Source organism: Serratia sp. TSO36 (assembly GCF_057808395.1).
Map to the genome: position 1 here is coordinate 27,949 of NZ_JBJZOU010000012.1, position 23,496 is coordinate 51,444.

General features: G+C 60.9%; 23 protein-coding genes and 1 tRNA gene. 8 read left to right on the forward strand and 16 right to left on the reverse strand.

Features of this window, described 5'->3' with window-relative positions; translation table 11 throughout:
- The first annotated feature begins 16 nt into the window (after positions 1–16).
- Entirely contained in the window at positions 17–1,087 is a 1,071-nt protein-coding gene (locus ACK3CV_RS09410; protein WP_086579586.1) for a fimbrial protein, read from the forward strand.
- 48 nt (positions 1,088–1,135) lie between these two features.
- Here the strand turns inward: ACK3CV_RS09410 and ACK3CV_RS09415 are convergent, their stop codons facing one another.
- A complete protein-coding gene (locus ACK3CV_RS09415) occupies positions 1,136–1,396 on the reverse strand; it encodes a YdgH/BhsA/McbA family protein (RefSeq protein WP_033637916.1) in 261 nt (86 codons plus the stop codon).
- Between the two features lie 150 nt (positions 1,397–1,546).
- On the opposite strand from ACK3CV_RS09415, the gene ACK3CV_RS09420 reads away from it, so the two are divergent.
- A complete protein-coding gene (locus tag ACK3CV_RS09420) occupies positions 1,547–2,476 on the forward strand; it encodes a LysR substrate-binding domain-containing protein (protein WP_049195819.1) in 930 nt (309 codons plus the stop codon).
- Between the two features lie 7 nt (positions 2,477–2,483).
- Here the strand turns inward: ACK3CV_RS09420 and soxR are convergent, their stop codons facing one another.
- Entirely contained in the window at positions 2,484–2,954 is a 471-nt protein-coding gene (gene soxR, locus ACK3CV_RS09425) for a redox-sensitive transcriptional activator SoxR (RefSeq protein WP_033637918.1), read from the reverse strand.
- 144 nt (positions 2,955–3,098) lie between these two features.
- Between soxR and ACK3CV_RS09430 the strand changes: the two genes are divergently transcribed.
- Genes ACK3CV_RS09430 through ACK3CV_RS09440 form a run of 3 tightly spaced genes read left to right on the forward strand, consistent with a single transcriptional unit; the run spans position 3,099 to position 7,700 of the window.
- Positions 3,099–3,527, forward strand: a complete 429-nt coding sequence (locus tag ACK3CV_RS09430; RefSeq protein ID WP_033654208.1) for a DoxX family protein — start codon at positions 3,099–3,101, stop codon at positions 3,525–3,527.
- A complete protein-coding gene (locus tag ACK3CV_RS09435; RefSeq protein WP_033646555.1) occupies positions 3,524–4,609 on the forward strand; it encodes an efflux RND transporter periplasmic adaptor subunit in 1,086 nt (361 codons plus the stop codon). The genes ACK3CV_RS09430 and ACK3CV_RS09435 overlap by 4 nt, the downstream gene beginning before the upstream one ends.
- Before the next feature lie 10 nt (positions 4,610–4,619).
- A complete protein-coding gene (locus ACK3CV_RS09440) occupies positions 4,620–7,700 on the forward strand; it encodes a MexW/MexI family multidrug efflux RND transporter permease subunit (protein ID WP_164140800.1) in 3,081 nt (1,026 codons plus the stop codon).
- Between the two features lie 49 nt (positions 7,701–7,749).
- On the opposite strand, the gene ACK3CV_RS09445 is transcribed toward ACK3CV_RS09440, so the two are convergent.
- From ACK3CV_RS09445 to ACK3CV_RS09465, 5 genes are all read right to left on the reverse strand, one after another.
- Entirely contained in the window at positions 7,750–8,550 is an 801-nt protein-coding gene (locus ACK3CV_RS09445) for a DNA/RNA non-specific endonuclease (protein ID WP_015377376.1), read from the reverse strand.
- A gap of 153 nt (positions 8,551–8,703) precedes the next feature.
- Entirely contained in the window at positions 8,704–10,164 is a 1,461-nt protein-coding gene (locus ACK3CV_RS09450; protein WP_033654205.1) for a TrkH family potassium uptake protein, read from the reverse strand.
- A gap of 118 nt (positions 10,165–10,282) precedes the next feature.
- Positions 10,283–10,597 carry a hypothetical protein gene (locus tag ACK3CV_RS09455; RefSeq protein WP_033637923.1) on the reverse strand — a complete coding sequence of 105 codons (315 nt, stop codon included), beginning with the start codon at positions 10,595–10,597 and terminating at the stop codon, positions 10,283–10,285.
- Between the two features lie 236 nt (positions 10,598–10,833).
- A complete protein-coding gene (wrbA, locus tag ACK3CV_RS09460) occupies positions 10,834–11,433 on the reverse strand; it encodes an NAD(P)H:quinone oxidoreductase (protein ID WP_033637924.1) in 600 nt (199 codons plus the stop codon).
- Between the two features lie 157 nt (positions 11,434–11,590).
- A complete protein-coding gene (locus ACK3CV_RS09465) occupies positions 11,591–12,166 on the reverse strand; it encodes a helix-turn-helix domain-containing protein (RefSeq protein WP_164140801.1) in 576 nt (191 codons plus the stop codon).
- Between the two features lie 67 nt (positions 12,167–12,233).
- Between ACK3CV_RS09465 and ACK3CV_RS09470 the strand changes: the two genes are divergently transcribed.
- On the forward strand, positions 12,234–13,157 hold the full coding sequence (locus ACK3CV_RS09470; protein WP_033654203.1) for a DMT family transporter: 924 nt from the start codon (positions 12,234–12,236) through the stop codon (positions 13,155–13,157).
- Positions 13,158–13,207: 50 nt separating this feature from the next.
- Here ACK3CV_RS09470 and cycA read toward each other — a convergent pair whose 3' ends face one another.
- Positions 13,208–14,608, reverse strand: coding sequence for a D-serine/D-alanine/glycine transporter (cycA, locus tag ACK3CV_RS09475; protein ID WP_033637927.1), 1,401 nt, complete (start codon positions 14,606–14,608; stop codon positions 13,208–13,210).
- A gap of 349 nt (positions 14,609–14,957) precedes the next feature.
- Here cycA and ACK3CV_RS09480 point away from each other — a divergent pair.
- Positions 14,958–15,033 (forward strand) — tRNA-Lys (locus ACK3CV_RS09480).
- A gap of 220 nt (positions 15,034–15,253) precedes the next feature.
- Here the strand turns inward: ACK3CV_RS09480 and ACK3CV_RS09485 are convergent.
- Positions 15,254–15,757 (reverse strand): DedA family protein, encoded by a 504-nt coding sequence (locus ACK3CV_RS09485; RefSeq protein WP_164140803.1) that lies wholly within the window; start codon positions 15,755–15,757, stop codon positions 15,254–15,256.
- 74 nt (positions 15,758–15,831) lie between these two features.
- A complete protein-coding gene (locus tag ACK3CV_RS09490) occupies positions 15,832–17,145 on the reverse strand; it encodes an MFS transporter (protein ID WP_033646546.1) in 1,314 nt (437 codons plus the stop codon).
- Between the two features lie 382 nt (positions 17,146–17,527).
- On the opposite strand from ACK3CV_RS09490, the gene ACK3CV_RS09495 reads away from it, so the two are divergent.
- Positions 17,528–17,830, forward strand: a complete 303-nt coding sequence (locus ACK3CV_RS09495) for a putative quinol monooxygenase (RefSeq protein ID WP_033637930.1) — start codon at positions 17,528–17,530, stop codon at positions 17,828–17,830.
- Between the two features lie 111 nt (positions 17,831–17,941).
- Here the strand turns inward: ACK3CV_RS09495 and ACK3CV_RS09500 are convergent, their stop codons facing one another.
- From ACK3CV_RS09500 to ACK3CV_RS09525, 6 genes are all read right to left on the reverse strand, one after another.
- The gene (locus ACK3CV_RS09500; protein WP_103774024.1) at positions 17,942–18,502 is read right to left on the reverse strand and encodes a hypothetical protein; all 561 of its coding nucleotides are present in this window, start codon (positions 18,500–18,502) and stop codon (positions 17,942–17,944) included.
- Positions 18,486–19,052, reverse strand: coding sequence for a GNAT family N-acetyltransferase (locus ACK3CV_RS09505; protein WP_164140805.1), 567 nt, complete (start codon positions 19,050–19,052; stop codon positions 18,486–18,488). The genes ACK3CV_RS09500 and ACK3CV_RS09505 overlap by 17 nt, the downstream gene beginning before the upstream one ends.
- A gap of 224 nt (positions 19,053–19,276) precedes the next feature.
- A complete protein-coding gene (locus ACK3CV_RS09510; RefSeq protein WP_239504621.1) occupies positions 19,277–19,894 on the reverse strand; it encodes an enoyl-CoA hydratase-related protein in 618 nt (205 codons plus the stop codon).
- On the reverse strand, positions 19,887–21,059 hold the full coding sequence (locus tag ACK3CV_RS09515) for an MFS transporter (protein WP_103772761.1): 1,173 nt from the start codon (positions 21,057–21,059) through the stop codon (positions 19,887–19,889). The genes ACK3CV_RS09510 and ACK3CV_RS09515 overlap by 8 nt, the downstream gene beginning before the upstream one ends.
- The gene (gene hemA, locus ACK3CV_RS09520) at positions 21,056–22,267 is read right to left on the reverse strand and encodes a 5-aminolevulinate synthase (protein WP_033646541.1); all 1,212 of its coding nucleotides are present in this window, start codon (positions 22,265–22,267) and stop codon (positions 21,056–21,058) included. Before hemA ends, ACK3CV_RS09515 begins: the two co-directional genes overlap by 4 nt.
- Before the next feature lie 15 nt (positions 22,268–22,282).
- Positions 22,283–23,494 (reverse strand): acetyl-CoA C-acyltransferase, encoded by a 1,212-nt coding sequence (locus ACK3CV_RS09525; RefSeq protein ID WP_164140807.1) that lies wholly within the window; start codon positions 23,492–23,494, stop codon positions 22,283–22,285.
- Positions 23,495–23,496 lie beyond the last annotated feature (2 nt).

A 23,496-nucleotide genomic window follows, 5' to 3' on the forward strand; every position in this document is an offset into this window, starting at 1 on the left:
CAGGATAACCGAACCTATGATCAGGCTGATTTTTTTGCTGCTGCTGTCCGGGCTGTTCAGCGGCTATAGCTATGCCACCTGTTTTGGCAAAGGGATCTCATTTGCACCGGCTTTGAATGTCGATCTCTCCGATAAGCTGAATGCCAACACCCCGGTGTGGGAGGAGCAATACAGCACCCAATATGTCGGCACTTTCGACTGCAGTTCTTCAAAGAGCAAATTTACCTATACGCTCAAGCTGTCGCCCGATAATAAGAATGCGGCTATTTTTGGTTTTAACAACGGCACGCAGTGGATACGCGCGCAAATCGTCAATAAGATTGGCGATCGTGAACTGTCAAAGCGCGGCGAACATTCCGCCGCCGAGTTAAATACGCCGATGACCGTGCGCTACTCATTAGAATCGAAGCCCAAAAATGGCCGTGTGGTGCCGGGGGATACGCTGATGCTGGATGACGCGCTGATGGTCTCGGACATTACCGGCATAAAGATATGGGAATTGCCGATTTGGCTGTTGCAGCAAGTCGGGAAAATACTCAGTTGGCTCCTGACCGGCAACTGGCCTTATGACGAACGCGATATGTACGGCCAGCCGATGAACATCAAATACGCGCCCAAAACCACCACCTGCCGTTTCGACAACGCCGGCCTGACGGTCAGATTGCCGAAAATGGGCGTGGCGCAGGTGCTGAATAACAACCAACCCGGCTACACGCCGTTCTCGCTGAACATCAGCTGCCAGAACATGCAGCAGGAAGGCATCGCCGATCGCGCCGTCGAGATGTTCCTGTCCAGCAATAACCTGCTGGCCTCCGACGCCAGCGTGCTGACCAATGCCAACGCGGGCGGCGCGCAAGGGGTGGGGCTGCGCCTGGTCAAACGCGATATGCCGAGCTCGCCGGTGGTACTGTCGCCCTCCAATGTCGATCGCGGCAGCGCCACCTCATTGTTTCACGTCGCTGCCGGCGGCAGCCTGAACAGTCACTTTATCATCGGCATGGGCGCTTATTATTACCCTTATCAGCGCGATGGCGTGACGCAGGGTGAAATCAACACCTCGGCCACGCTGAACATTATTTATCCCTGATGAATGGGCGGGTGCAAAAAAACCGGCAGCCGCCGCTGCCGGGGTTGGTTATTGATAAGTCATCGCGCTGGCGTGCAGCTTGTTATTGCCTACGATCGCGATGATTTTGTAGTAACGGGCGCCAGCCTTGGCGGTTTTGTCCGCCAACATCTTTTCCGCATCGCTCAGATTCGCGGCACCGCTAACGGTAATCACCTGGCGCGGCGTCAGGGCGTCCGCCTGTTGACTATTGATTTGCGTTGCCGCGACTGTTGCGCCTGAAAAGACAAAAGCCCCTAGCAGCATCGTTTTCAACATGACGTTCTTCATGATGTTCTCCCCAAGCGCAATACGCTTGTTCTTTGCTATGGTTGAATCTTTTTGTTTCGTTATGCTAAAGGATAAGCAGCGAGGTGCCGGCGCGGTAGTGCCTGAAAGCGTAATGCATCGTTTCCAAACTGGAAACGATAAGGAGGGGGCATGCAGGATTTGAACGATCTTCAACTGTTTGCTTTGGTGGTGCGACATGGTGGTTTCGCCGCAGCCGAGCGGGCGAGCGGCGAAGCCAAATCCAAACTCAGCAAACGCGTGGCTCGTCTGGAGGCGAGTTACGGTGCGCGGTTAATCGAACGTTCGACGCGCAGTTTCCGCGTCACGGATATTGGCCGCGATGTGTATCGTCAGTGTGAGGCGATTATCGAGCGGTTGGAGGCGACCGATGCCATTGTCGCCCGTGCGCGCGACGAAGTGAGCGGCTGCCTGCGCATCAGTTCGCCGCCCGGTTTGATGCAGTATTATAATTCCCATCTGCTGTTGGGGTTTATGGCGCGTTACCCGGACGTGCGCGTACAACTGTTGATCCATGAGCGCCATGTGGATCTGATCAACGAAAAGATCGATGTGGCGTTTCGCATTACGAGTCATTTCGACCAGGATCAATCATTGATTAAACGCGATCTTGGCGTACGGCAACGTATTTTGGTCGCCGGCGCGCAGCTGGTGGAGAAAGCCGGCGGCTTGCCGCAGTCGTTCGAACAGCTGGCCAGCTTGCCGACGTTGTCGATGGGGGAGTGGCTGGATCGCGATCGATGGGAATTCGAGGATATTGCAGGCAATCAACGTACTTTCGTACACGTCCCCCGGCTGTGTTGCGGGGATTACAGCACGTTGCATAGTGCGGCGATTGCCGGGATGGGCGTCGCGTTTTTGCCGATCCATTTGTGTGCCAACGAATTGCGAACGGGTCAACTGCTGCGTCTGCTGCCACAGTGGCGTGCGCCGAGCAGCATTGTGCATCTGGTGTTCACCAGCGGCAAAGGCCTGTTGCCGCCGGTGCGGGCGTTTATCGATCACAGCGTCGCGGTATTCGCCGAAGCCAATCGCCGCCTCTCGATGATGCCGGTTGCCTAGCCGCCTGTCACTGCCCATCCGGGTGTTCGAAAATATGCGCGCCGGCTCCTTGCCGGCCCAATATATCGTTCGGGTTGCGCAGCGGGCAGTCGGCGAGCGACAGGCAGCCGCAGCCGATGCAGCTATCGAGATGGTCGCGCAGCACCGTCAGCCGTTGAATACGCTCATCCAGCGTTTTGCGCCAGGCGGAGGACAGCACTCCCCATTGTTCTGAGGTCAGCTTGCTGCCGATGGGGAAACGGCTCAGCGCGGCGCGGATCTCTTCCAGCGGAATGCCCGCGCGCTGTGCGATCTTGATCACCGCGATATAGCGCAATACCACCGACGGATAACGCCGCTGATTGCCGGCGTTGCGCGTCGCCTGAATCAGCCCTTTACTCTCGTAGAAGTGCAGCGCGGATATCGCCACGCCGCTGCGTTTCGCCACTTCCCCGACGGTCAATAGCCGATTGGCGTCAATCGGTTCATTTCTTGCCATTTTATCTTCCTCAACTTGACCTCAAGTTAACCTGAGGTTTTATAGTTCAGCCTGCCGGGCTTGGCAACCGGCATCTCTCGAGACCTGCCCCCGTCTTATTGGGGAGAAGGATGGCTTTGGCTGTAAAATCAGGAAGAAACCGTTATGCAACGCTTTATCAACACCGCTCTGGACAGTTATTGGCTTTGGCTGCTAGCACGTCTGTGCTTGATGGTGATTTTTATCTCGTCGGGGCTCGCCAAGCTGTTCGACATCGAAGGGAGCCTGGCGGAGATGCGCGCCGCCGGTTTGCATCCGGCCTGGCTGTTCAACCTGGCGTCGGCGGCGGTGCTGCTGACAGGTTCGGTATTGATCCTGCTGAACCGGTGGGTGTGGCTGGGCGCCGGCATGCTGTCGGTGTTTCTGATCCTGACTATCGCGATCGTCCACACCTTCTGGAATATGTCCGCTCCCAATATGCAGATTTCTCTCTACTTCGCGCTGGAACACATCACGGTGATCGGCGGGCTGTGGGTGACGGCCATCGCCAGCCGTTTGCGTCAACGTCTGGCCAACACGCGTGAGGCTGCATGATGAAACGATATCTCATTATTGCGGCGCTGCTGGCGGTACTCGTCGTCGCTGCGGTAGCGATGCGTTCCACCGCGCGTCAAAGCGAAGGCGCACCGGCCTATCCGCCGGTGAAAGTGGCGCTGGCGCCCGCACTGCGTGAACAGGCGGCGCGCAGCTACGCCGGCGTGGGCGAGCTGGAGGCGGCCAGCCAGGTGGAGGTGGCGGCGGAAACCAGCGGCCGCATCACGCGCATCCTGTTTGAATCCGGCCAAACGGTGCGGCAGGGGCAGTTGCTGGTGCAGCTCAACGATGCGGTCGAACAGGCTGAGCTGGTGCGTCTGCAGGCGCAATTGCGCAACGCCGATCTGCTGCTGGGGCGCATGCGAAAACTGATGAACCTCAACGCCACTGCGCGGCAACAGTTGGACGATGCGCTGGCCGAGCGGGATATGGCGCTTGGCGCGGTGCGGGAAACGCAGGCCAAAATTGCGCAGAAGGCGATCCGCGCGCCGTTTTCCGGCGTCATCGGCATTCGCCGCGTGCATGAAGGGCAATATCTTAACGCCGCCGAGGCGGTGGCGAACCTGGTGGACGCCGATACGCTGCGCGTCAACTTTTCGCTGGACGAACAAAGCAGCGCCGGGTTGGCGCCAGGCCAGGCGGTGTCGGTGCAGGTTGGGGCGTATCCCGATCGCGCTTTCCCCGCCGTCATTACCGCTATCGACCCGATGATCGGCAAATCCCGCACCGTGCAGGTGCAGGCGACGTTGACCAACCGTGAGGGATTGCTGAAGGCCGGCATGTACGCCGGCATTCGCGTCACGCAGCAGCAGCGCGTGGCGGTGCTGACGGTGCCGGAAACGGCGCTGACCTATACGGCGTACGGCGATACCGTGTTTCTGGCCCAGCAGGGTGAAAAGGGCATGACGGTCAAGCGCGTTTCGGTCACCGTGGGTGAGCGCAACGACGGGCGCGTCGAGATCGTCAATGGCCTGCAGGAAGGCGATCGGGTGGTGACTTCGGGCCAGCTCAAGCTGAGCGACGGCATGGCGGCCGAGCCGGTGGCGCAGGATACCCTGAACGCCGCCCAGGCCGGTTCCTGAGGAGAGACCGATGACATTTACCGATCTGTTCGTGCGCCGGCCGGTGCTGGCGCTGGTGGTCAGCACCCTGATCCTGCTGTTCGGCGCGCTGGCGCTCAGCAAGTTGCCGATTCGCCAATACCCGCTGCTGGAAAACTCGACCATCACCATCAGCACTGAATATCCCGGCGCGTCGTCCGAGCTGATGCAGGGCTTTGTCACGCAGCCGATCGCCCAGGCGGTATCCTCCGTTGAGGGCGTTGACTACCTTTCTTCCTCTTCGGTGCAGGGGCGCAGCGTGGTGACGGTGCGCATGGCGCTGAACCGCGATTCGACCCAGGCGCTGACCGAAGTGATGGCCAAGGTCAATCAGGTGCGCTACAAGCTGCCGGAGCAGGCTTACGATCCGGTGATTGAACGTTCCGCCGGTGAGGCCACCGCCGTGGCCTATGTCGGCTTTTCCAGTAAAACGCTGTCCACGCCGGCGCTGAGCGAATACCTGACGCGGGTGGTGGAGCCGATGTTCACCACCATCGACGGCGTCGCCAAGGTGGAAGTGTTCGGCGGGCAAAAAATGGCGATGCGCCTGTGGCTGGACAGCGATCGGCTGGCCGGCCGCGGCCTGACCGCCGCCGACGTGGCCGACGCGGTGCGGCGCAACAACTACCAGGCGGCGCCGGGCAAGGTGAAAGGGCAGTATGTGGTTGCCAACGTGCGGGTGAATACCGATCTCACCAGCGTTGAGGAATTTCGCAATCTGGTGGTGCGCAACGACGGCAATGGCCTGGTGCGTTTAAAAGACGTCGGCACTGTGGAGCTGGGCGCCGCGGCCACGGAAACCAGCGCCCTGATGGATGGCGAACCGGCGGTGTTCCTCGGCGTCTTCCCTACGCCGACCGGCAACCCGCTGGTGATCGTCGACGGCATTCGCCACCTGATGCCGGCGATCGACAAGATGCAGCCGCCGGGCGTGAAGATGGCGCTGGCGTTCGAAACCGCGCGCTTTATTCAGGCCTCGATCGATGAAGTGGTGCATACCCTGCTCGAAGCGCTGGTGATCGTGGTGGCGGTGATCTACCTGTGTCTGGGGTCGCTGCGCACCGTGTTGATCCCGGTGGTGACCATTCCGCTGTCGATCCTTGGCGCTGCCGGGCTGATGTTGGCCTTCGGCTTCAGCGTCAATTTGCTGACGTTGTTGGCGATGGTCCTGGCGATCGGCCTGGTGGTGGACGACGCCATCGTGGTGGTGGAGAACGTGCATCGTCATATCGAAGAGGGGAAAACGCCGCTGGCGGCGGCGATGATCGGCGCGCGCGAGGTGGCGGGGCCGGTGATCGCCATGACCCTGACGCTGGCGGCGGTCTATGCGCCGATCGGCCTGATGGGCGGGCTGACCGGCGCGCTGTTTCGCGAGTTTGCGTTGACGCTGGCCGGGGCGGTAGTGGTGTCCGGCGTGGTGGCGCTGACGCTGTCGCCGGTGATGAGCTCGCTCCTGCTGCCGGCCAAACAGAGCGAAGGGCGCGTGGCGCACGCCGCCGAGTGGTTCTTCGGCGGTCTGACGCGGCGCTATGCGCGCGCGCTGGATTTTTCGCTGCGCCACCGTTGGTTGACCGGCGCGCTGGCGTTGCTGGTGATGATCAGCCTGCCGCTATTGTACCTGATGCCGCAGCGCGAGCTGGCGCCGACCGAGGATCAGGCCATCGTACTGACCGCCATCAAGGCGCCGCAGCACGCCAACCTGAACTATGTCGAACGCTTTGCCTACAAGCTGGACGAGGTTTACAACCGCATGCCGGAAACCGAAAGCCGCTGGATCATCAACGGCAGCGACGGCACGGCGTCCGGCATCGGCGGCATCAACCTGACGCTGTGGCAGGCGCGCCAGCGCTCGGCGTCGGCGGTGCAGGCCGATCTGCAGCGGGCGGTGAACGACGTCGAAGGCACCAGCATTTTCGCCTTCCAGCTGCCCGCTTTACCGGGCTCCACCGGCGGGCTGCCGGTGCAGATGGTGCTGCGCACGCCGCAGGACTACCCGCAGCTGTATCGCACCCTGGAAGAGGTGAAGCAGAACGCCAGAAACAGCGGCCTGTTTATGGTGGTGGACAGCGATCTGGACTACAACAACCCGCTGGCGGAGGTGCATATCGATCGCGCCAAGGCCAACAGTCTGGGGATCCGCATGAGCGACATCGGCGAATCGCTGGCGGTGTTGGTGGGGGAAAACTACCTCAACCGCTTCGGCATGGACGGCCGCGCCTATGACGTGATCCCGCAGAGCCTGCGCGAACAGCGGCTGACGCCGCAGGCGCTGGCGCGACAGTACGTCCGCACGCAGGACAATACGCTGGTGCCGCTCTCCACCGTGGTGTCGGTGGACGTTAAGGTCGAGCCGAACAAGCTGATCCAGTTCAACCAGCAGAACGCCGCCACCCTGCAGGCCATTCCCGCGCCCGGCGTTTCGATGGGCGAAGCGGTGGCCTTCCTCGAACGGCAGGCCAATGCGCTGCCGGCCGAGTTTAGCCACGACTGGCAGGGGGATTCGCGCCAATATACCCAGGAAGGCAGCGCGCTGGCATTCGCGTTCCTGGCGGCGTTGGTGATCATCTATCTGGTGCTGGCGGCGCAGTACGAGAGCCTGAAAGATCCGCTGATCATCCTCATCACCGTGCCGCTGTCGATCTGCGGCGCCTTGCTGCCGCTGGCGCTGGGCTACGCCACGATGAACATCTATACCCAGGTCGGGCTGGTGACCCTGATCGGGCTGATCAGCAAGCACGGCATTTTGATGGTGGAGTTCGCCAACGAGTTGCAGATGCATCAGGGGCTGACGCGGCGCGCCGCGATTTTGCAGGCGGCGCAAATTCGCCTGCGGCCGGTGTTGATGACCACCGGGGCGATGGTGTTCGGCTTGATTCCGCTGCTGTTCGCCAGCGGCGCCGGCGCCGCCAGCCGCTTCGGCCTGGGGCTGGTGATCGTATCCGGCATGCTGGTGGGCACGCTGTTCACCCTGTTTGTGTTGCCGACGGTGTATACGCTGCTGGCGCGCGATCACGCGGTGGCGTCGCCCCGGCAGCGTGAACTGGCCGCGGCGCAAAAGGCGCTGGCGGAATAAACCGCCGGCGCCCGTATGAAAAATAAACCCGCCGCGGCGGGTTTTTTCGTCAGTTTTTGCAGCCCATCAATTCCGGCAGGACGCCGGGCTTGCTCTTCAGCGAGGCCTGCACGTCGTCCGGCAGACCGGCCCAGATGATCAGACCGGTGCGTTTCTCGATCTCGTCCACCGTCACGCGGAATTGGCAAAAATCGGCGCCCTTCGGCGTATTCTGATCGAACAGGAAAGCGGCATAGTGGTTCACCGCCGGGCTGTTGTTGATGAAAATCACTTTCCAGTAGGCGCTGGGGATGGTGTGCGCTTTCTGGGTGCCCGGCAGTTTGCCCATATCGCGCTCATACAGCGGCCCGGTCACGGTATAGACCGAGGAGATATCGGCGCGATCGATCAGCTTGCGTTCCTGATCTTCCAGCCGCGCCCAGGCGCCCTGGTTCAGATCGGACTTTTGCGGCGTGATGTTGGACAGGTAGTTCAGCGACTCCCAGTCGGAAACGCCCGCCAGCGAGGCCAGCGGCGCCTGATGACCGCGATCGACCTTCAACGCCGCATTGGCGCCGGTGTAATCGGCGGGCGCCAAAGTGTCCGCCGGGTTGAGCGCCGGATCGGTTTTCCAGTTGCGCGTCTTGCCGCTGGCCGGCGTGTCTTTGGTGATGTGATAGGCCACCCAGTTGGCGAACTTGGTGGTGCTGTTGTTGTTCAACGTATAAGCGTGACGCACGATCGATACGTTGCTGCTGCCGCCGGTCGGGCAGCCGACCGCGCAGTTGTCGATGGATTCGAGCGTGTCGGCCGACGCCTGCGCGGCGAACAGCAGGGCGGCCAGGGCCAACATCTTGTTGTTAAAACGCATATTCATATCCTCAATAAGTCAAAAAAACACTGTATATATTTACAGTGAATTAAACTTATCGCAGTGAAACGAATACAACAATGCAACACATTCATGTTGTGAATGTATCAGCGTTGGCAGAGCGGAACGGCGCCCTGTACGCCGTTCGGACTATCAAAAACGCCAAAACGCGCGTGAACAGAGGATCAACATCGGATAGATCTCGAGGCGGCCGAGCAGCATGGCGGCGCACATCAGCCATTTCGCCGCGTCGTTCAGCGTGCCGAAACCGGCGGCGGTTTCTCCGTACCCCAGCCCCATATTGTTGATGCAGGCGGCGACGGTGGCGAAAGCGGTGACCAGATCATAGCCCATCAAGTTCAGCAGCCAGATAAACAGACAGGTGAACAGTACGTAAAGGAAGAAGAAGCTCCAGACGGAGCGCAGCGTCCGATCCTGGATCGGCGCATTGCCGACCTTGATGGTGTACATGGCGTTGGGATGCACCAGCTGGTTGATCTCGAGCCGGCTTTGTTTGTACATGATCAGAAAGCGCAGCGCTTTAATGCCGCCGCAGGTGGAGCCGACGCAGCCGCCGAAGAAACTCGCCGCCAGCAGCAGCATGATGGTGTGGGACGGGATCCGGGTGTAATCGGCGATGGCCAGGCCGTTGTCGGTCATCATCGAACTGGTGAGGAAAAAGCCGTGCACGAAGGCGTCTTTGACGCCGTACATGCCCGAGCGGTACAGCTCGATACACACGATCGCCACGACGATGGCCAGAATCAACAGGAAAAAGCGCAGCTCGGGGCTGCGGTACAGCGGTTTCAGGCTGCGACGGCCGACGGCAATGAAATAGAGCGTGAAGTTCACCGCCGCCAGAATAGAGAAAATGCCGCCGACCATTTCCACCGCCGAACTGTCATAGTACCCCAGGCTTTCGTTGCGAGTGGAAAATCCGCCGAGCGACACGGTGGAAATGCCGTGGCACAGCGCATCGAACCACGGCATGCCCGCCAGACGAAAGGCGACGGTACAGGCCAACCCCAGCCCAAGGTAGATCAACCACAGGTTTTTCGAGGTATCGGCCAGGCGTGGCGTCAGGCGTTCCTCCTTGAACGGGCCGGGCATTTCCGACTGGTAAAGTTTGGCGCCGCCGATGCCCAGCAGCGGCAGCACGGCCACGGCCAACACGATAACCCCGAGGCCGCCGATAAAATTGAGCTGGGAACGGTAATAGAGGAACGATTTGGGCACGTTCGAGACGTCATTCAGCACCGAGGCGCCGGTGGTGGTGATGCCGGAGACCCCCTCAAACATCGCGTCGACCAGCCGGACGTTCAGCGTGTCATCCAACCACAGCGGCAGGGCGCTGATCGCGGAAAACAGCAGCCAAAACATCACGATGATCAGAAAACCGTCCTGGGTGCGCAGCTGCACTTTCGACTGCCGGGTGCTGAACCAGCCCAATCCGCCGAGCGTGGCGGCCACCACCAGGGTATAGAAAAATGAGAAGGCGCTTTTTTCTTTATACAACAGCCCCATCAGCAGGGGCGGGATCATTGAAAGGCTGTAAAGAAGGACCAAAAAGCTGCAAAGATGAATAACGACCAGGATCTGTTTGGTTCTGACCATACTGTTGCTCGGAATGCCTGCCGACAATGCGTCAATTTATTGAAGTGTATCAAGCATAAAGCAGGCGATATAAAAATAACGTAAAAATTCATATCGCCTAATAAGTATGGCGGGGGCGTTATTCCAGCAGGTCGTTGACCGTACGGCGCACATAGTGCGTCATCTGCGCCAGATCGTCCGGCGACACCGGGCCGCCGCCGGCGCGCACCACCTGCTGTTCGATCTGGGTAATCTCCTGCTCGACCTTGTTGGCGATCTGCACTTTGACTATTTTGTCCACCGAAGACAGCAGCACCTTCAAGACCACTTTCAGCGCGATGTTCTCGCAGAACGAGTCGTAGTGATGAACCGGCGGCGGCGGGGCCGGAGCCGGCTCGGGCGCGCGCGGAGCCAGAGCCTTGAAGCTGTCTACATTTTCAATAATAAGATCCATGTCTCTTATTAGTTCATCAAAATCTTTAGACACTGACTTATTCCCTTCGCTGTGCGCAAAAAACAGAACGCCCGTCCTCGGGCTGAAAGCGGATGAGCGACGGGCAGAACGAATTCGGGCCTGGCCTTCAGACGCTGAATGGCCGGGGGAGGGGCATTCTAACCTTGCGGCGGGTCGGCAACAAGATGGGGCCGTGCGAATGCGCGGCCCTTTGAATCACAGGCGCAGGAGGGGGCTTAACTTTTCAGCTTGGCGGTGATTTTTGCCACGTGCTCGCCCTGATAGCGGGCAATGGTCAGCTCTTCGTTGCTCGGCTGGCGCGAGCCGTCGGCGCCGGCGATGGTGGTGGCGCCATACGGGGTGCCGCCGCGCACCTGCGAAACGTCAAACAGCTCCGGCGTCGCATAGCCGATCGGCACGATGATGAAACCGTGATGCGCCAGCGTGGTCCAGGTGGAACTGATGGTGTGTTCCTGGCCGCCGCCGGTGCCGGTGGAGGAGAAGACGCTGCCTACCTTGCCGTACAGCGCGCCGGAAGCCCACAGACCGCCGGTCTGATCGAGGAAGGTGCGCATCTGCCCGGCCATATTGCCGAAGCGGGTCGGCGTGCCGAAGATAATGCCGTCATAGTCCGCCAACTCTTGCGGGGTGGCGACCGGCGCCTGTTGATGTTGTTTGCCCCCGGCTTTGGCGAAGGCCTCCGGCGTCATGGTTTCCGGCACGCGTTTAATCGTCACGTCCACGCCGTTAACCCGATTCGCGCCTTCGGCCACCGCCTGCGCCAGGCTTTCGATATGGCCGTACATTGAGTAATAAAGCACCAACACTTTCGTCATGTTCCGTACTCCCGCTCAGATGATTAACAAAAACCCTTGATAAGCATAGAAGCGAATGGCGAACTTGGTTTTGTCGGATGGCGGATTCAGGGCAAGCGCCGCAGCTTGTGGGCCAGCCGCTGTTCCTGCCAGCGTGCCGGCGCGGGCCGGCGGGCAGTCAGAAGGCGACGTTGCGGATAAAGCGCAGGGGGAGCTTGCCGTGGTTGGCGTAAGCGTAGCGTTGATCGCTGTTGAAGGTTTGTGCGGCGCCGGCGCTGAGCGTCAGCGTGCCTTGTTCCAGCTCCAGCGTCAGGGTACCGGCAATCACGTAGATCATTTCGCTCCAGCCTTCGGCGTCCGGGGCAGAGTCATAGCGCTCGCCCGGCATCAGCGTCCATTCCCACAGCTCGGCCCGTTGCCGCGCCGGCACGCTGGCAGCGAACAGCGCCTGGCTGCCCGGCTGCGCGCCTTGCCAGGCCAACTCGCCCACCAGATGGCTGCCGCGCGCTTCCGGCGCCTGGATCAGATCGGTGAAAGAAATCGCCAGGGCGGCGGCGATCTTGTCGAGCACCGCCAGGCTGACGTTGCGATCGCCGGCCTCGATGCCCGCCAGCATGCGGCGGCTGACGCCGGAAAGCTCGGCCAGCGCCATCTGGCTCAGGCCCGCCCGTTGGCGGTAGCCGCGCAGATTGCTGCTCAGGTATTGCAGCACCTTGGGGGGATCGGTTTTTGCGTTATGCGCCGTATTGCTCATCGCCGGACTTTATCTCATACTGGCAGGATCTGTGCATTATATTGCACTCAGCAGGAAGGGCAAGCCGGTGTCAGCAGCAAAAAAATCCTTTATTTCCGCCGTGGTTCCGCAAATTCGCTTGCCGGAAGCGGTGTTGATTTTCATCACCATGATCTGGGGCGGCACCTTTTTGGCGGTGCATCACGCGATGCAGGTCAGCGGGCCGTTCTTTTTCGTCGGCCTGCGTTTCGCCACCGCCACGCTGGCGCTGACGCTGTTTTCGCTGCGCGTGCTGCGCGGCCTGACCCGGTATGAACTGAAGGCGGGCATGCTGATCGGGCTGGCGATCATGTTCGGTTACAGCATGCAAACCGTCGGCCTGCAGACCATCACCAGCAGCCAATCGGCGTTTATCACCGCCATGTACGTGCCGATCGTGCCTCTGTTGCAATGGTTGGTGCTGGGGCGCTTCCCCGGCATCATGTCGTGGATCGGCATTCTGCTGGCCTTCACCGGCCTGATGCTGCTGGCGGCGCCGAGCAGCACCGACATGACGCTGAGCCTCGGTGAAATTCTGACGCTGGCCGGCACCCTGGGCATGGCGGCAGAGATCATTCTGATCGGCGCCTTCGCCGGCAAGGTCAATATCCGCCGAGTGACCATTGTGCAGCTGGCGACCGCCTCGCTGGCCTCCTTTTTGATGATGGCGCCGACCGGCGAGTCGCCGCCGCCGTATTCGGATTACCTGCTGTACAGCGCTATTGGGCTGGGGCTGGCCAGCGCCTTGATTCAGCTGACCATGAACTGGGCGCAGCGCAGCGTTTCGCCGACACGCGCCACGGTGATTTACGCCGGCGAACCGGTCTGGGCGGGCATCGTCGGGCGGTTGGCCGGCGAGCGTTTACCGGGCGTGGCGTTATTGGGGGGCGCGTTGATTGTAATCGGGGTGGTGGTCAGCGAGCTGCGCGTGCGGCGCAGGGATAAAGCGGCGGTGGCGACGGAAGCGGATTAGCGCAGAGACATAGAAAGCAGGAAGGGGCGGAGATATCCGCCCCTTTTGCATCACGCGGTTTTCTTCTTGCGCAGGAACACGTAAGACAGGCCGAGCACGATGAACCACAGCGGGGTGACGATCAGCGCCTGGCGGGTGTCTTCGCGCAGCGACAGCAGCACCAGCACGAACACGAAGAACGCCATGCACACCCAGCACATCAGTTTGCCGGCCGGCATCTTGTAGATCGATTTCTGGTGCAGCGCCGGGCGCTGTTTACGGTAGACCAGGTACGAGCACAGGATGATGGTCCAGACGAACATGAACAGAATCGCCGATACGGTGGTCACCAGGGTGAAGACCGTCATCACGTTCGGGATCAGGTAAATCAGCACCACGCCGCCCAGCAGGCAGATGCAGGAGAAGGTGAGGCCGTTGGCCGGCACCGCGCGCTTGGACAGGTTGGCGAACGATTTCGGCGCGTCGCCTTCCTGCGCCAGCCCGAACAGCATGCGGCTGGTGGAGAATACGCCGCTGTTGGCGGAAGAGGCGGCTGAGGTCAGCACCACAAAGTTGATCACGCTGGCCGCAGCCGGCAGGCCGATCAGCACGAACAGCTCAACAAACGGGCTCTTGTCCGGCACCACGGAGCTCCACGGCGTCACCGACATGATGACGATCAGGGCGAACACGTAGAACATGATGATGCGGATCGGAATCGAGTTGATGGCGCGCGGCAGCGATTTCTCCGGATCCTTGGTTTCCGCGGCGGTGGTGCCCACCAGCTCAATGCCGACGAAGGCGAATACCGCAATCTGGAAGCCGGCGAAGAAGCCGCTGATGCCTTTCGGGAACATGCCGCCGTCATTCCACAAATGGGTGAATGAGGCCACGGTGCCGGTCGGCGATTGGAACTGCATGGCGATCATCACCAACCCGGCGACGATCAGCCCGACAATGGCGACGATTTTGATCATCGCAAACCAGAACTCCATTTCACCGAACATTTTCACCGTCGCCAGGTTAAGGCCGAGCAGCAACAGCACGCACAGCAACGAAGCGATCCACTGCGACAGCTCGGGGAACCAGAACTGGGCGTAGGCGGTGATCGCCACGACGTCGGCGATGCCGGTGACCACCCAGCAGAACCAGTAGGTCCAGCCGGTGAAGAAACCGGCCCACGGGCCGAGCAGGTCCGCGGCGAAATCGCTGAACGATTTGTATTCCAGGTTGGACAGCAGTAGCTCGCCCATGGCGCGCATCACGAAGAACAGCATAAAGCCGATGATCATGTACACGAAGATGATCGAAGGGCCGGCCAGACTGATGGTTTTACCGGAGCCCATAAACAGACCGGTGCCGATGGCGCCGCCGATGGCGATCAGTTGAATATGTCGGTTAGTGAGGTTTCGCCGTAGATGATCTTCTGAAGCGGGCGTCGCGTCAGTCGCTATTTTAGAGTGATCTACCATCTGATGATGTCCTGTTTTACCTGTCATTAGTGAAGTCGCGAGCTCTGAAGTGGCTCTTTTTTATACATTTATCCGGTTGGTCCGGCTTTAGTAAGGTAGTGCAATAACGCCACCTTTGTGCAACATGTTTACAACATTTATACGCGGGATAAAAGTCGATCAATCTTTACACGGAGGAGGCAAATCGGACGTTCAGGGAGCGGAAGATTACTCTTCAAAACGTGGGATTAACAGACCTTATGCGGCTTATCTCGTTGATTAAACAAAGGGTTGTAAAATTCGCATGAGAAAAAGTAATGGGTGTAAGCGTTCGACAGCGGCGCCGGCGAGTAAGACAGTTTAGCGCGTTGAGTTGTTCGATCAGTCGCTAGAGCCGTTGACTTTTAATCAATGGGTCACAGGTTCGAACTCTGTACGACCCGCCAACCAAATCAGCGTGTTACGCTCGGACTTTTCTCTGTTTGTTTCCTCATTGCGCCGTTTTAAGCGCGCATTCTGCAAAAAAATTCGCATTTTTCGACTGATGTTCAGAAAGGTGATCTGGCGCAAACTGCGATGTTGCACCGCAGTTTATACGGCAAGAGAGGCTGTGCGCTGGCGCAACGTCGGCGCATGGGCCGAACATTTGCCCAAGAATCTTTCAGGTCAAGGTACGGGGAATATATGCGCAGCCGACATCAAGATCAGCGCCCAGGCGGTAGCCGAGAGCGCGGCGGTGGCATAGACGCGCCCCAGCGGCAGTTTCAGCATGCCGGCCATCAGCGGTACGGTATAGCGCATCACCGCCAAAAAACGCGAGGCGAACAGCAGCGGTAGCCCTCTCTTTTGCAAGGCGCGCTGGGCTTTGCGCAGCGGCGCGTGAAAGCGTGCCGGCAGCCGGCGGCCAAGATCGCGGCGGCATAGCAGCGCGCCACAGTGGAACGACAAGATCGATCCCAGCGCGGCGCCGAGGGCGATGGCCGCCCAAACGGCGCCGAGGGGCAGCGCGTGCTTGCCCGCAACGATGCCCATCAGCAGCGTGACCGAAGCGGGCGGCAGGATGGAGGAAACGAAGATCACGGATTTACCCAGCGCAAACAGGAAAATCAGCAGCAGCAACATCTCCGGCTCCGGACTGTATTTGGCGATAATGTGCGTCAATTCATCCATTTAACACCTGCGGGCGAGGGGACTGAGTGCCAGTGTCCCATCCGCAGGTTCAATAAGGGTTAAATAACGCGCCGCTATCCGGCAATCTCTGCGTCTTGCTTGCTCACCTCGGCGCGCCGGTTTCTGAGCGCCCACAACAGCGCGGCGCACAGCAGCGAGAAAGCGGCCAGCACCAGCGGCCCGGCATGCGGGCTGTGAAAACGCTGTTCCGCCTCGGTGCGGATCAGCGGGGCTAAAAAGCTGAACGCGGCGCCGAGCGTAGTGCAAAAGCCGATGCCGGCCGCCAGCGCCGGGCCGGTGAGCACCTGAGCGGGAAACGTCCAGAAAATCGGCTGTACCGCCAGGAAACTGACTGCGCAACAGCTCAGGGCGACGATAGCGAGCAAAGGGCCGGCATAGGAAGAGACCACCAACCCCAGCGCCGCCGCGATCATGCAGCCGACGGCGATCGGTAATCTTCTGGCGGTGTTTCTGTCGGCAAAGCGCGGCAGGAAATAGACGCCCAGCGCGGAGAACGCCCAGGGAATGGCGGCCACCAGCGAGGCTTTGAAGCCGAGATGGGTGCCCATCAGCGAGGCGACCTGCGACGGCAGGAAAAACATCAGGCCGTACACGCCGATTTGCAGGGTGCCGTAGATCAACGCCAGATGCCAAACTTTGCCGCTTCTCATCGCCGCTTTGACGCTGCTGGTTTCGGTCTGCTGCTGTTCGGCGGCCAACTGTGCCACCAGCGCCGCACGCTCTTCCTCGGTCAGAAAGCGGGCCTGCTGCGGGCTATCGTCGAGATAGAAAAAGGCGAAGACGCCGAGGGCGACGGCCGGCAGCCCCTCCAGCACGAACATCCAGAACCAGCCGGGTTTGCCCAGCACGCCGTGCATCTCCAGCAAGGCTCCCGACAGCGGCGAGCCGAGCGTCAGGGCCGCCGGCACGCCGAGCACGAAAATGCCAATGACCGAGGCGCGTACCTTATTGGGAAAATAGATCGACGCGAGCAGCAGGATGCCGGGGTAAAAGCCGGCTTCGGCGATCCCCAGCAGAAAGCGCAAGACGATAAACTGCTGTTCGTTGGTCACCAGCCCGGTACAGGCCGACAGCGCCCCCCACAGCGCGGTGGTGGCGCTGAGCCAGCGTTTGGCGCCCCAGCGGTTCATCAGCAGGTTGGCCGGGATGCCGAACAGCGCATAGGCGGCAAAAAATATCCCGGCGCCCAGGGCAAAGGCGGATTGCGACAGCGCGATATCGATGGCCATCGCGTCCTTGGCAAAGCCGACGTTAACCCTGTCGATAAAGGCGATGAAGTACATGGCGAACATCAAGGGCACCAGTCTGCGCCAGGTTTTGCGGATGGCGGCGTTGAGCGCTGGAGCGGCATAGGTGGCGTGATTCACTGGCGATAACCTCTCTTCTGAGAATGACAAACGTCGGTCACAGGACCGTCCTGATGCCGTTGCCCGCAACACGGCGGTAACCACGGATTTTTTCGTGAGCCTTAAAGGTCTAAAGGACTAATGGTCAGGCCTTTAGGGGCGAAAAAAGCGCCGCGTATCGAGTCGGCAGGTTGGTGCAGACATCACCACGGTGAATGGTGTGTTGCTTTCTTGTTAATTAAAAGTTCACACAGGGCTATGGCGCGTTCAAGCGCTTTGATCGCGATCTGTGTGCGCTATCACCGAATTGGCAACCCGGTGGTAGACCCGGAGAAAGGCGCTTTCATCTCGTGAGGGGGGGATATAAGGTGAAACGCGGCAAAACAAAATACAGGAGCGCTACATGCTGAAGGTCATCGCTGAAGATTTTATCCACCCGGAACACATTGCAACCGTTATGCCATGGTATCGCGAGCTGGTGGAGAAAACCCGGCAGGAACCTTTGTGCATCAGTTATGAGCTGTGTATCGACCAGCAGGATCCCGGGCATTTTATTTTTATCGAAAGCTGGCCGGATCGCGCCGCCCTGGATGCGCATTGCCAGACCGAGCATTTCACCCGACTGGTGCCGCAGATCAACCAGCATCAGCGCAAGCCTTGCACCTTCCTGTTTATGCAGGTATTTCCTGAAACAGGTGATAAATAGGCGAAAAAATCCCCGCAGGGGGCGGGGTCAATGGCTTCTCACTACTATCTTGTTGTGATTAAAAAATAGGCTGATAATGATTTTCATTCTCTAAGAATGCTCTTAAATAAATCAGCCTGGTGAATGATTCACCGTCGGCTTTTCGCTGACTGTTTTAATGGCGCGCAACATACGGCGGCGTATCAGCCCGCTGACCAGGCGAATCGCATACCAATAGGGGGTAAACCGCCGCCGGCTGGCGTCGTCGGGGCAGAAGATGCGCGTTTCCGTCACCAGGCGGCAGCGGCCGTCCGGCAGAGGGCTCACGACATAACCCAGCGCCAGTTTGGCGACGCCGGGCTTAACGAAGGCCAGAAAGCCCGCCCCGTCAGCGACCTGCTCCAGACCGTATTCAGCCTGCCAAAAGCGGCCGATCAGGCCATAGACCAACGCGCTGTCATCTTGCTCAAGCAGGCAAAAGTTATGCAGGCCAAACGGCGGCGGGCTGGGTTTATTGCGGGGCATCAGCCGCGCGGGCAATTCGCGCAGCGCTATCATGCTGCGGAAAAAACGGTCGTGCTTGGGATCGTAAGCGGCCACGGCCGCCAGGATCCGCGCCTGTGGCGCGGCGATGGCGATCGCATGCCGCTCCGAGAACTGGTATTGCCCAAGGTATTTATTCAGCAGCGTCATGCTTTGCATTCTCCCGCCATTCGCTTTGCAGCAGAGCGAAACCGAATTCGTCGCCCCACGCGCTTTTGAAAAACACGTTTTGCCGCCAATGGGCCTCGCGCCGAAAACCCAGTTTGCCGAACAGCGTGGCGGCGGCAAGATTACGCGCGTCCACCACCGCGGTAATACGGTGCTTCGCCAGCGGCCCGAACAGCAGGGCGATGACGGCGTTCAGCGCCTCGCGCGCCAGCCCTTGACGCTGGTGGCTGGGCGCGAAGGTCACGCCCAGTTCAGCCTGGCGCCCCTCATCGAAGAAATGCACCGCGATATCGCCGAGCAACGCGCCGTCCTCGCGGCGCTCGACCGCCAGTTGAAACCAGCTGTCGTCACGGTTGAATTCGAGCCGCCGTTGCCGTGCGAAAAAGGCCTGCGCATCGGCGGCGCTGTAGTCGCTCCAGCTTTGGTAGCGCGCCACGTCCGGGTGGCTGCGGTAGGCGGTAAAGTGGGGCAGATCGTCGGCGGTGAACGGGCGCAGGCGAAGTCTGGGGGTCTGCAGAGGCAAAAGGCGCATTGTTTTTCCTTATCAGCGCATTAGGGCTAACGGCAGTGTAGCCCAGCGCCAAGAGGCGGGCTGCGTAAAATGAGCGGTGGCGGAAAAGCGGGAAATGCCGGTTCAGGCGAACCGGCGGGAGAATTATCGGCGGGCGGCAGCCTGGCGCAGGCGCTCGACCGGGCCTTGTTGAAAAGCGAATGAGGGGGCTTCTTGCCGTGCCAGCCCCTGGCGCACGATGGCCTTCACCGTTTGGCTGGCGGCAAGATCTTTTGCGGCGATCTGTTCGGCGATGCGCAGCGCCTCTTCCCGGGCCGCCCCTCGCTGATACGGGAAATGGCGCCGTGTGACAGCGCCTCCCGTGCGCCGACGGTTCTGCCGGTCAGCAGCCAGTCGAGTGCGACATAGGGGGAAATGCGCGCCGGCAAGCGCGCGCATCCACCTTGTGCGGCGACTAACCCGAGCCCGGTTTCGGGGAAACTGAAGCGCGCGTTCTGGCCGGCGACGATCAGATCGCACGCCAGCGCCAGCTCAAAGCCGCCTCCGTACGCGATGCCGTCAACGGCGGCGATGATCACCTTGACGATCTGCGCATGGATCAGCCCGCCAAACCCCTCCGGCGTGACGATGGGCAGTTCGCCCTGACGGAAGGCGTCGACATCCATGCCGGCGGAAAATACCGCCGGTTGACCGGCCAGAACGATCGCGCGCACCGAGTCATCGTTATCCGCCTGCCGCAGGTAAGTGCGGATCAGCTCGGCCATCTGCAGGTTGATGGCGTTCTTTTTTTCCGGCCGATTGAGGGTGATGACCGCAACCTGCTCGCCATGGCGCTCATAAAGCACCGGAAGGGCTTTACTCATTGCCGGTCTCTCCCCGGAAAAACAGCAGTGTCAGCAGCAGGGCGATGGCGCCGAGCGGCAGCGAAAACAGCGGCAGGTAATAGGCCGGCAGCGCGTAGAGCGTCAGGCCGCCCAGCATGCCGCCCGCCGCGATGCCGGCGTACAGCACCGAGCTGTTGAGCGACACGGTCAGCGCGCCAAAGCGTTTCGACAGCGACAACAGGTGATGCTGGATCGGCACCAGGTACATCCAGCCGGTGATGCCCCAGACCAGGAAGATGGCCAGCACCCACCAGGGGGAAGTGACATAAAAGGCCAGCAGAAACAGGGACAGCGTCTGGATCGCCACGGAAAACAGCAGCACGAACTTGCTGCCGAGGGCATCGGTTAACGCGCCGGAGACAAAGTTGCCGATCACCGCGCCAATGCCGAACACCAGCAGCGCGAGGGGCAGGATCGCCTGCGGGCCGAACTGGGTGTTTTTCAGCAATACGCTGACGTAGCTATAGACGATGTGTTCCGAGCAAACGGCGAAAAAGGTGATCAGCAGCGTGGTCAGCACCGCCTTTTGCCGCAGCGGGGCGAGCCGCTCTTTCAGCGAATGTTTGCCCGGCGGCGCGATGGCGCGCAGCGCCAACGACAGGCCCAGCAGCGCAATCGCCCCCAGCAGGGCGATGAACAGGAAGATTTCACGCCAGCCGATCAGTTTGGCGAGAAAAGTACCGAACGGAATGCCGAGCGCAATAGCCAACGTCATGCCGCCATAGACGATGGAAATGGCCAGGCCGCGGCGTTTTTCCGCCACCAGCCCCACCGCGGCGGCGGCGGCCTGCGGCGTATAACAGGCTGCTCCCAATGCGGCCAGCACTCTGCCGAGCGAGATCTGCAGGTAGCTGGTGGCCCAGGCGCAGGCCAGGTTGCCGGCGATGAACAGCACCAGCGCCAGCTGCAGGATATGCTTGCGGTTGACGTTGCCCAGCAGCCAGGCGGTCAGCGGCGCGAACAGCATATAAGCCAGTGCGAATACCGATATCAACTGCCCCGCTTGCGCGGGGCTGACGGCAAAGGTGTCGGAAATGTCGCTGAGCACGCCGGCGACGATAAAGGCGTCGGTGCCGATGGCGAACGTGCCGGTCGCCATCAGACAGAGCGTGACCAGATGGCCGTTATAATCCGCTAACGTCATCCCGCCCTCCGCAGATCGTTCGCCGCCCAGACCCGCCCCAGCGCGGCCAGGAACGTCTCCACGTCGGCATGGGAGTGCGCCGAGGTCGGCGTCACCCGCAGCCGCTCGCTGCCTGCGGGCACCGTCGGCGCATTGACCGGTTGCACGTAAATATCATGCTCATCGAGCAGCACTTTGCTGATGTGTTTGTTGCGGTGCGGATCGCCGACCCGCAGCGGCAGGATATGGCTGTCGGCCGACACCAGCGGGATGCCGGCGGAGCGCAGGCCGGTTTTCAGGTGATCGACGATCGCCAGCAGGTGCTTGCGCTGGGTGTCATGCTCGAGGTTGTATTTAAAACTGGCCAGCGCGGCGGCCACCACCGGCGCCGGCGACGAGGTGCTGAAGACGAATGCCGGAGCCCAGCTGCGCACCGCCTCCACCACCGAGCGGGGCGCGGCGATATAACCGCCCGCCGCGCCGTAAGATTTGCCGAACCCGCCCTGAATAATGGTGATTTTATCCAGCAGGCCCAGCTGTTCGGCGTAGCCCAGCCCCCGTTCTCCATAGACGCCGGCGGAGTGGATCTCGTCGAGATAGGTCAGCGCCTGATATTGCTCCGCCAGCGCCACGATCTGCGCCAGCGGGGCGAAGTCACCGTCCATGGAATACAGCGACTCGAAGGCGATCAGCTTTGGCCGCGCCGGATCGGCGGCCTGCAGCAGTTCGGCAAGGTGTGCCACGTCGTTGTGGCGGAAGATCTTTTTCTCCGCTTTGCTGTAGCGGATACCGTAAATCATCGAGGCGTGATTCAGCTCGTCGGAGAACACGATCAGATCGGGAATGGCGTCGCACAGGGTGGACAAGGTGGCGTCGTTGGCGCCGAAACCGGTGGTGAACAGCAGCGCCGACTCTTTGCCGTAGGCGCTGGCCAACAGCGTTTCCAGCTCACTGTGGTAGACCGAGGTGCCGGAAATGCTGCGGGCGCCGCAGGTGCCCAGCCCGACCCGGTTAACCGCTTCGGTGGTGGCTAGCAGCACTTTAGGGTGGTGGCTCATCGCCAGATAGTCGTTCGAGCACCAGACGTTGAGGCGGCGCTCACCGTGGTGCCCGTGGCTGGTGGCCCAGGGTTTGTCCTGCACGCCGCGTTCAAGGTTGAGGAACTCGCGAAAACGCCCCTGTTTTTTGGTTTCCGCCAGCTTTTCTTCAAGAATGTTCAGTACGCTCATCGTATGTTCCTTGTGTTAAACGGCTTTAAGGTTTAATGACAGCCCCTGACCGACGCCGACGCACATCGTCACCAATGCGTTGCCGGCCTGCCGATCGCGTAGTTCCAGCGCCGCCGACAGCACCAGGCGCGCGCCGGACATCCCCAGCGGGTGACCGAGCGCGATGGCGCCGCCGTTCGGGTTGACCCGCGCGTCGTGGGCGTCGATGCGCCAGTGTTTCAGCGCCGCCAGAACCTGTGAGGCGAAGGCTTCGTTAATCTCGATGATGTCGAAGTCGTTCAAGGTGAACCCACCGCGCTGCAGCAAGCGCTCGGTGGAGGCGATCGGCCCCAGCCCCATCAGCGCCGGTTCAACGCCGGCGGCCGCGCTGTCGCCGATCTCCGCCAGCGGCTGCCACCCCTGGCGTTTCACGTAGCGCCCGGAAGCCAGCAGCAGCGCGGCGGCGCCGTCGTTGATGCCGGAAGCGTTGCCCGCCGTGACCGAACCGCCGGCGGAGAACGCCGGTTTCAGCGCCTGCAGCTGCTGCAGCGTGCTGAGGCGCGGGAACTCATCCTGCGCGAATGTACGCGTGGTCTTGCGATCCGCCGGCACGTCCACGGGCGTGATTTCCCGCGCCAATCGACCGCTGTCGATCGCCCGGCGGGCCTTTTGCTGTGAGGCCAGCGCGAACAGATCCTGTTCCTCGCGCGAGATGTGCTGCCGTTGGGCCACGTTTTCCGCCGTGATGCCGAGCGGATCGCTGCCGTAGCGCTCCGCCAGCCGCGGGTTAACAAAGCGCCATCCCAGCGTGGTGTCGTACAGCTTCACCCCCTTGTCGAACGGCGTGTCGCCCTTGCTCAGCACATAGGGCGCGCGGCTCATGCTTTCCACGCCGCCGGCCAGAATCAGTTCGCTAAGGCCGCTGCGGATTTTCGCCGCGGCGTAGATCACCGCATCCAACCCAGAGGCGCAAAGGCGGTTGAGGGTGATGGCCGGCACCGACGGATCCAGCCCGGAAAGCAGCGCCACCATGCGGGCGACGTTGCGGTTGTCCTCGCCGGCCTGGTTGGCGCAGCCCAGCACCACTTCGTCCAGCTTCGCTTCCGCCGCCGGATTGCGCTGCAGCAGACTGCGAATGATCGTTGCCGCCATGTCGTCGGGGCGGGTATGCGCCAGGCTGCCGCCATAGGCGCCAATCGCCGTGCGCGTGCCGTCGATCAGATAAACGCCGTCATCGTTAATGCTCATCA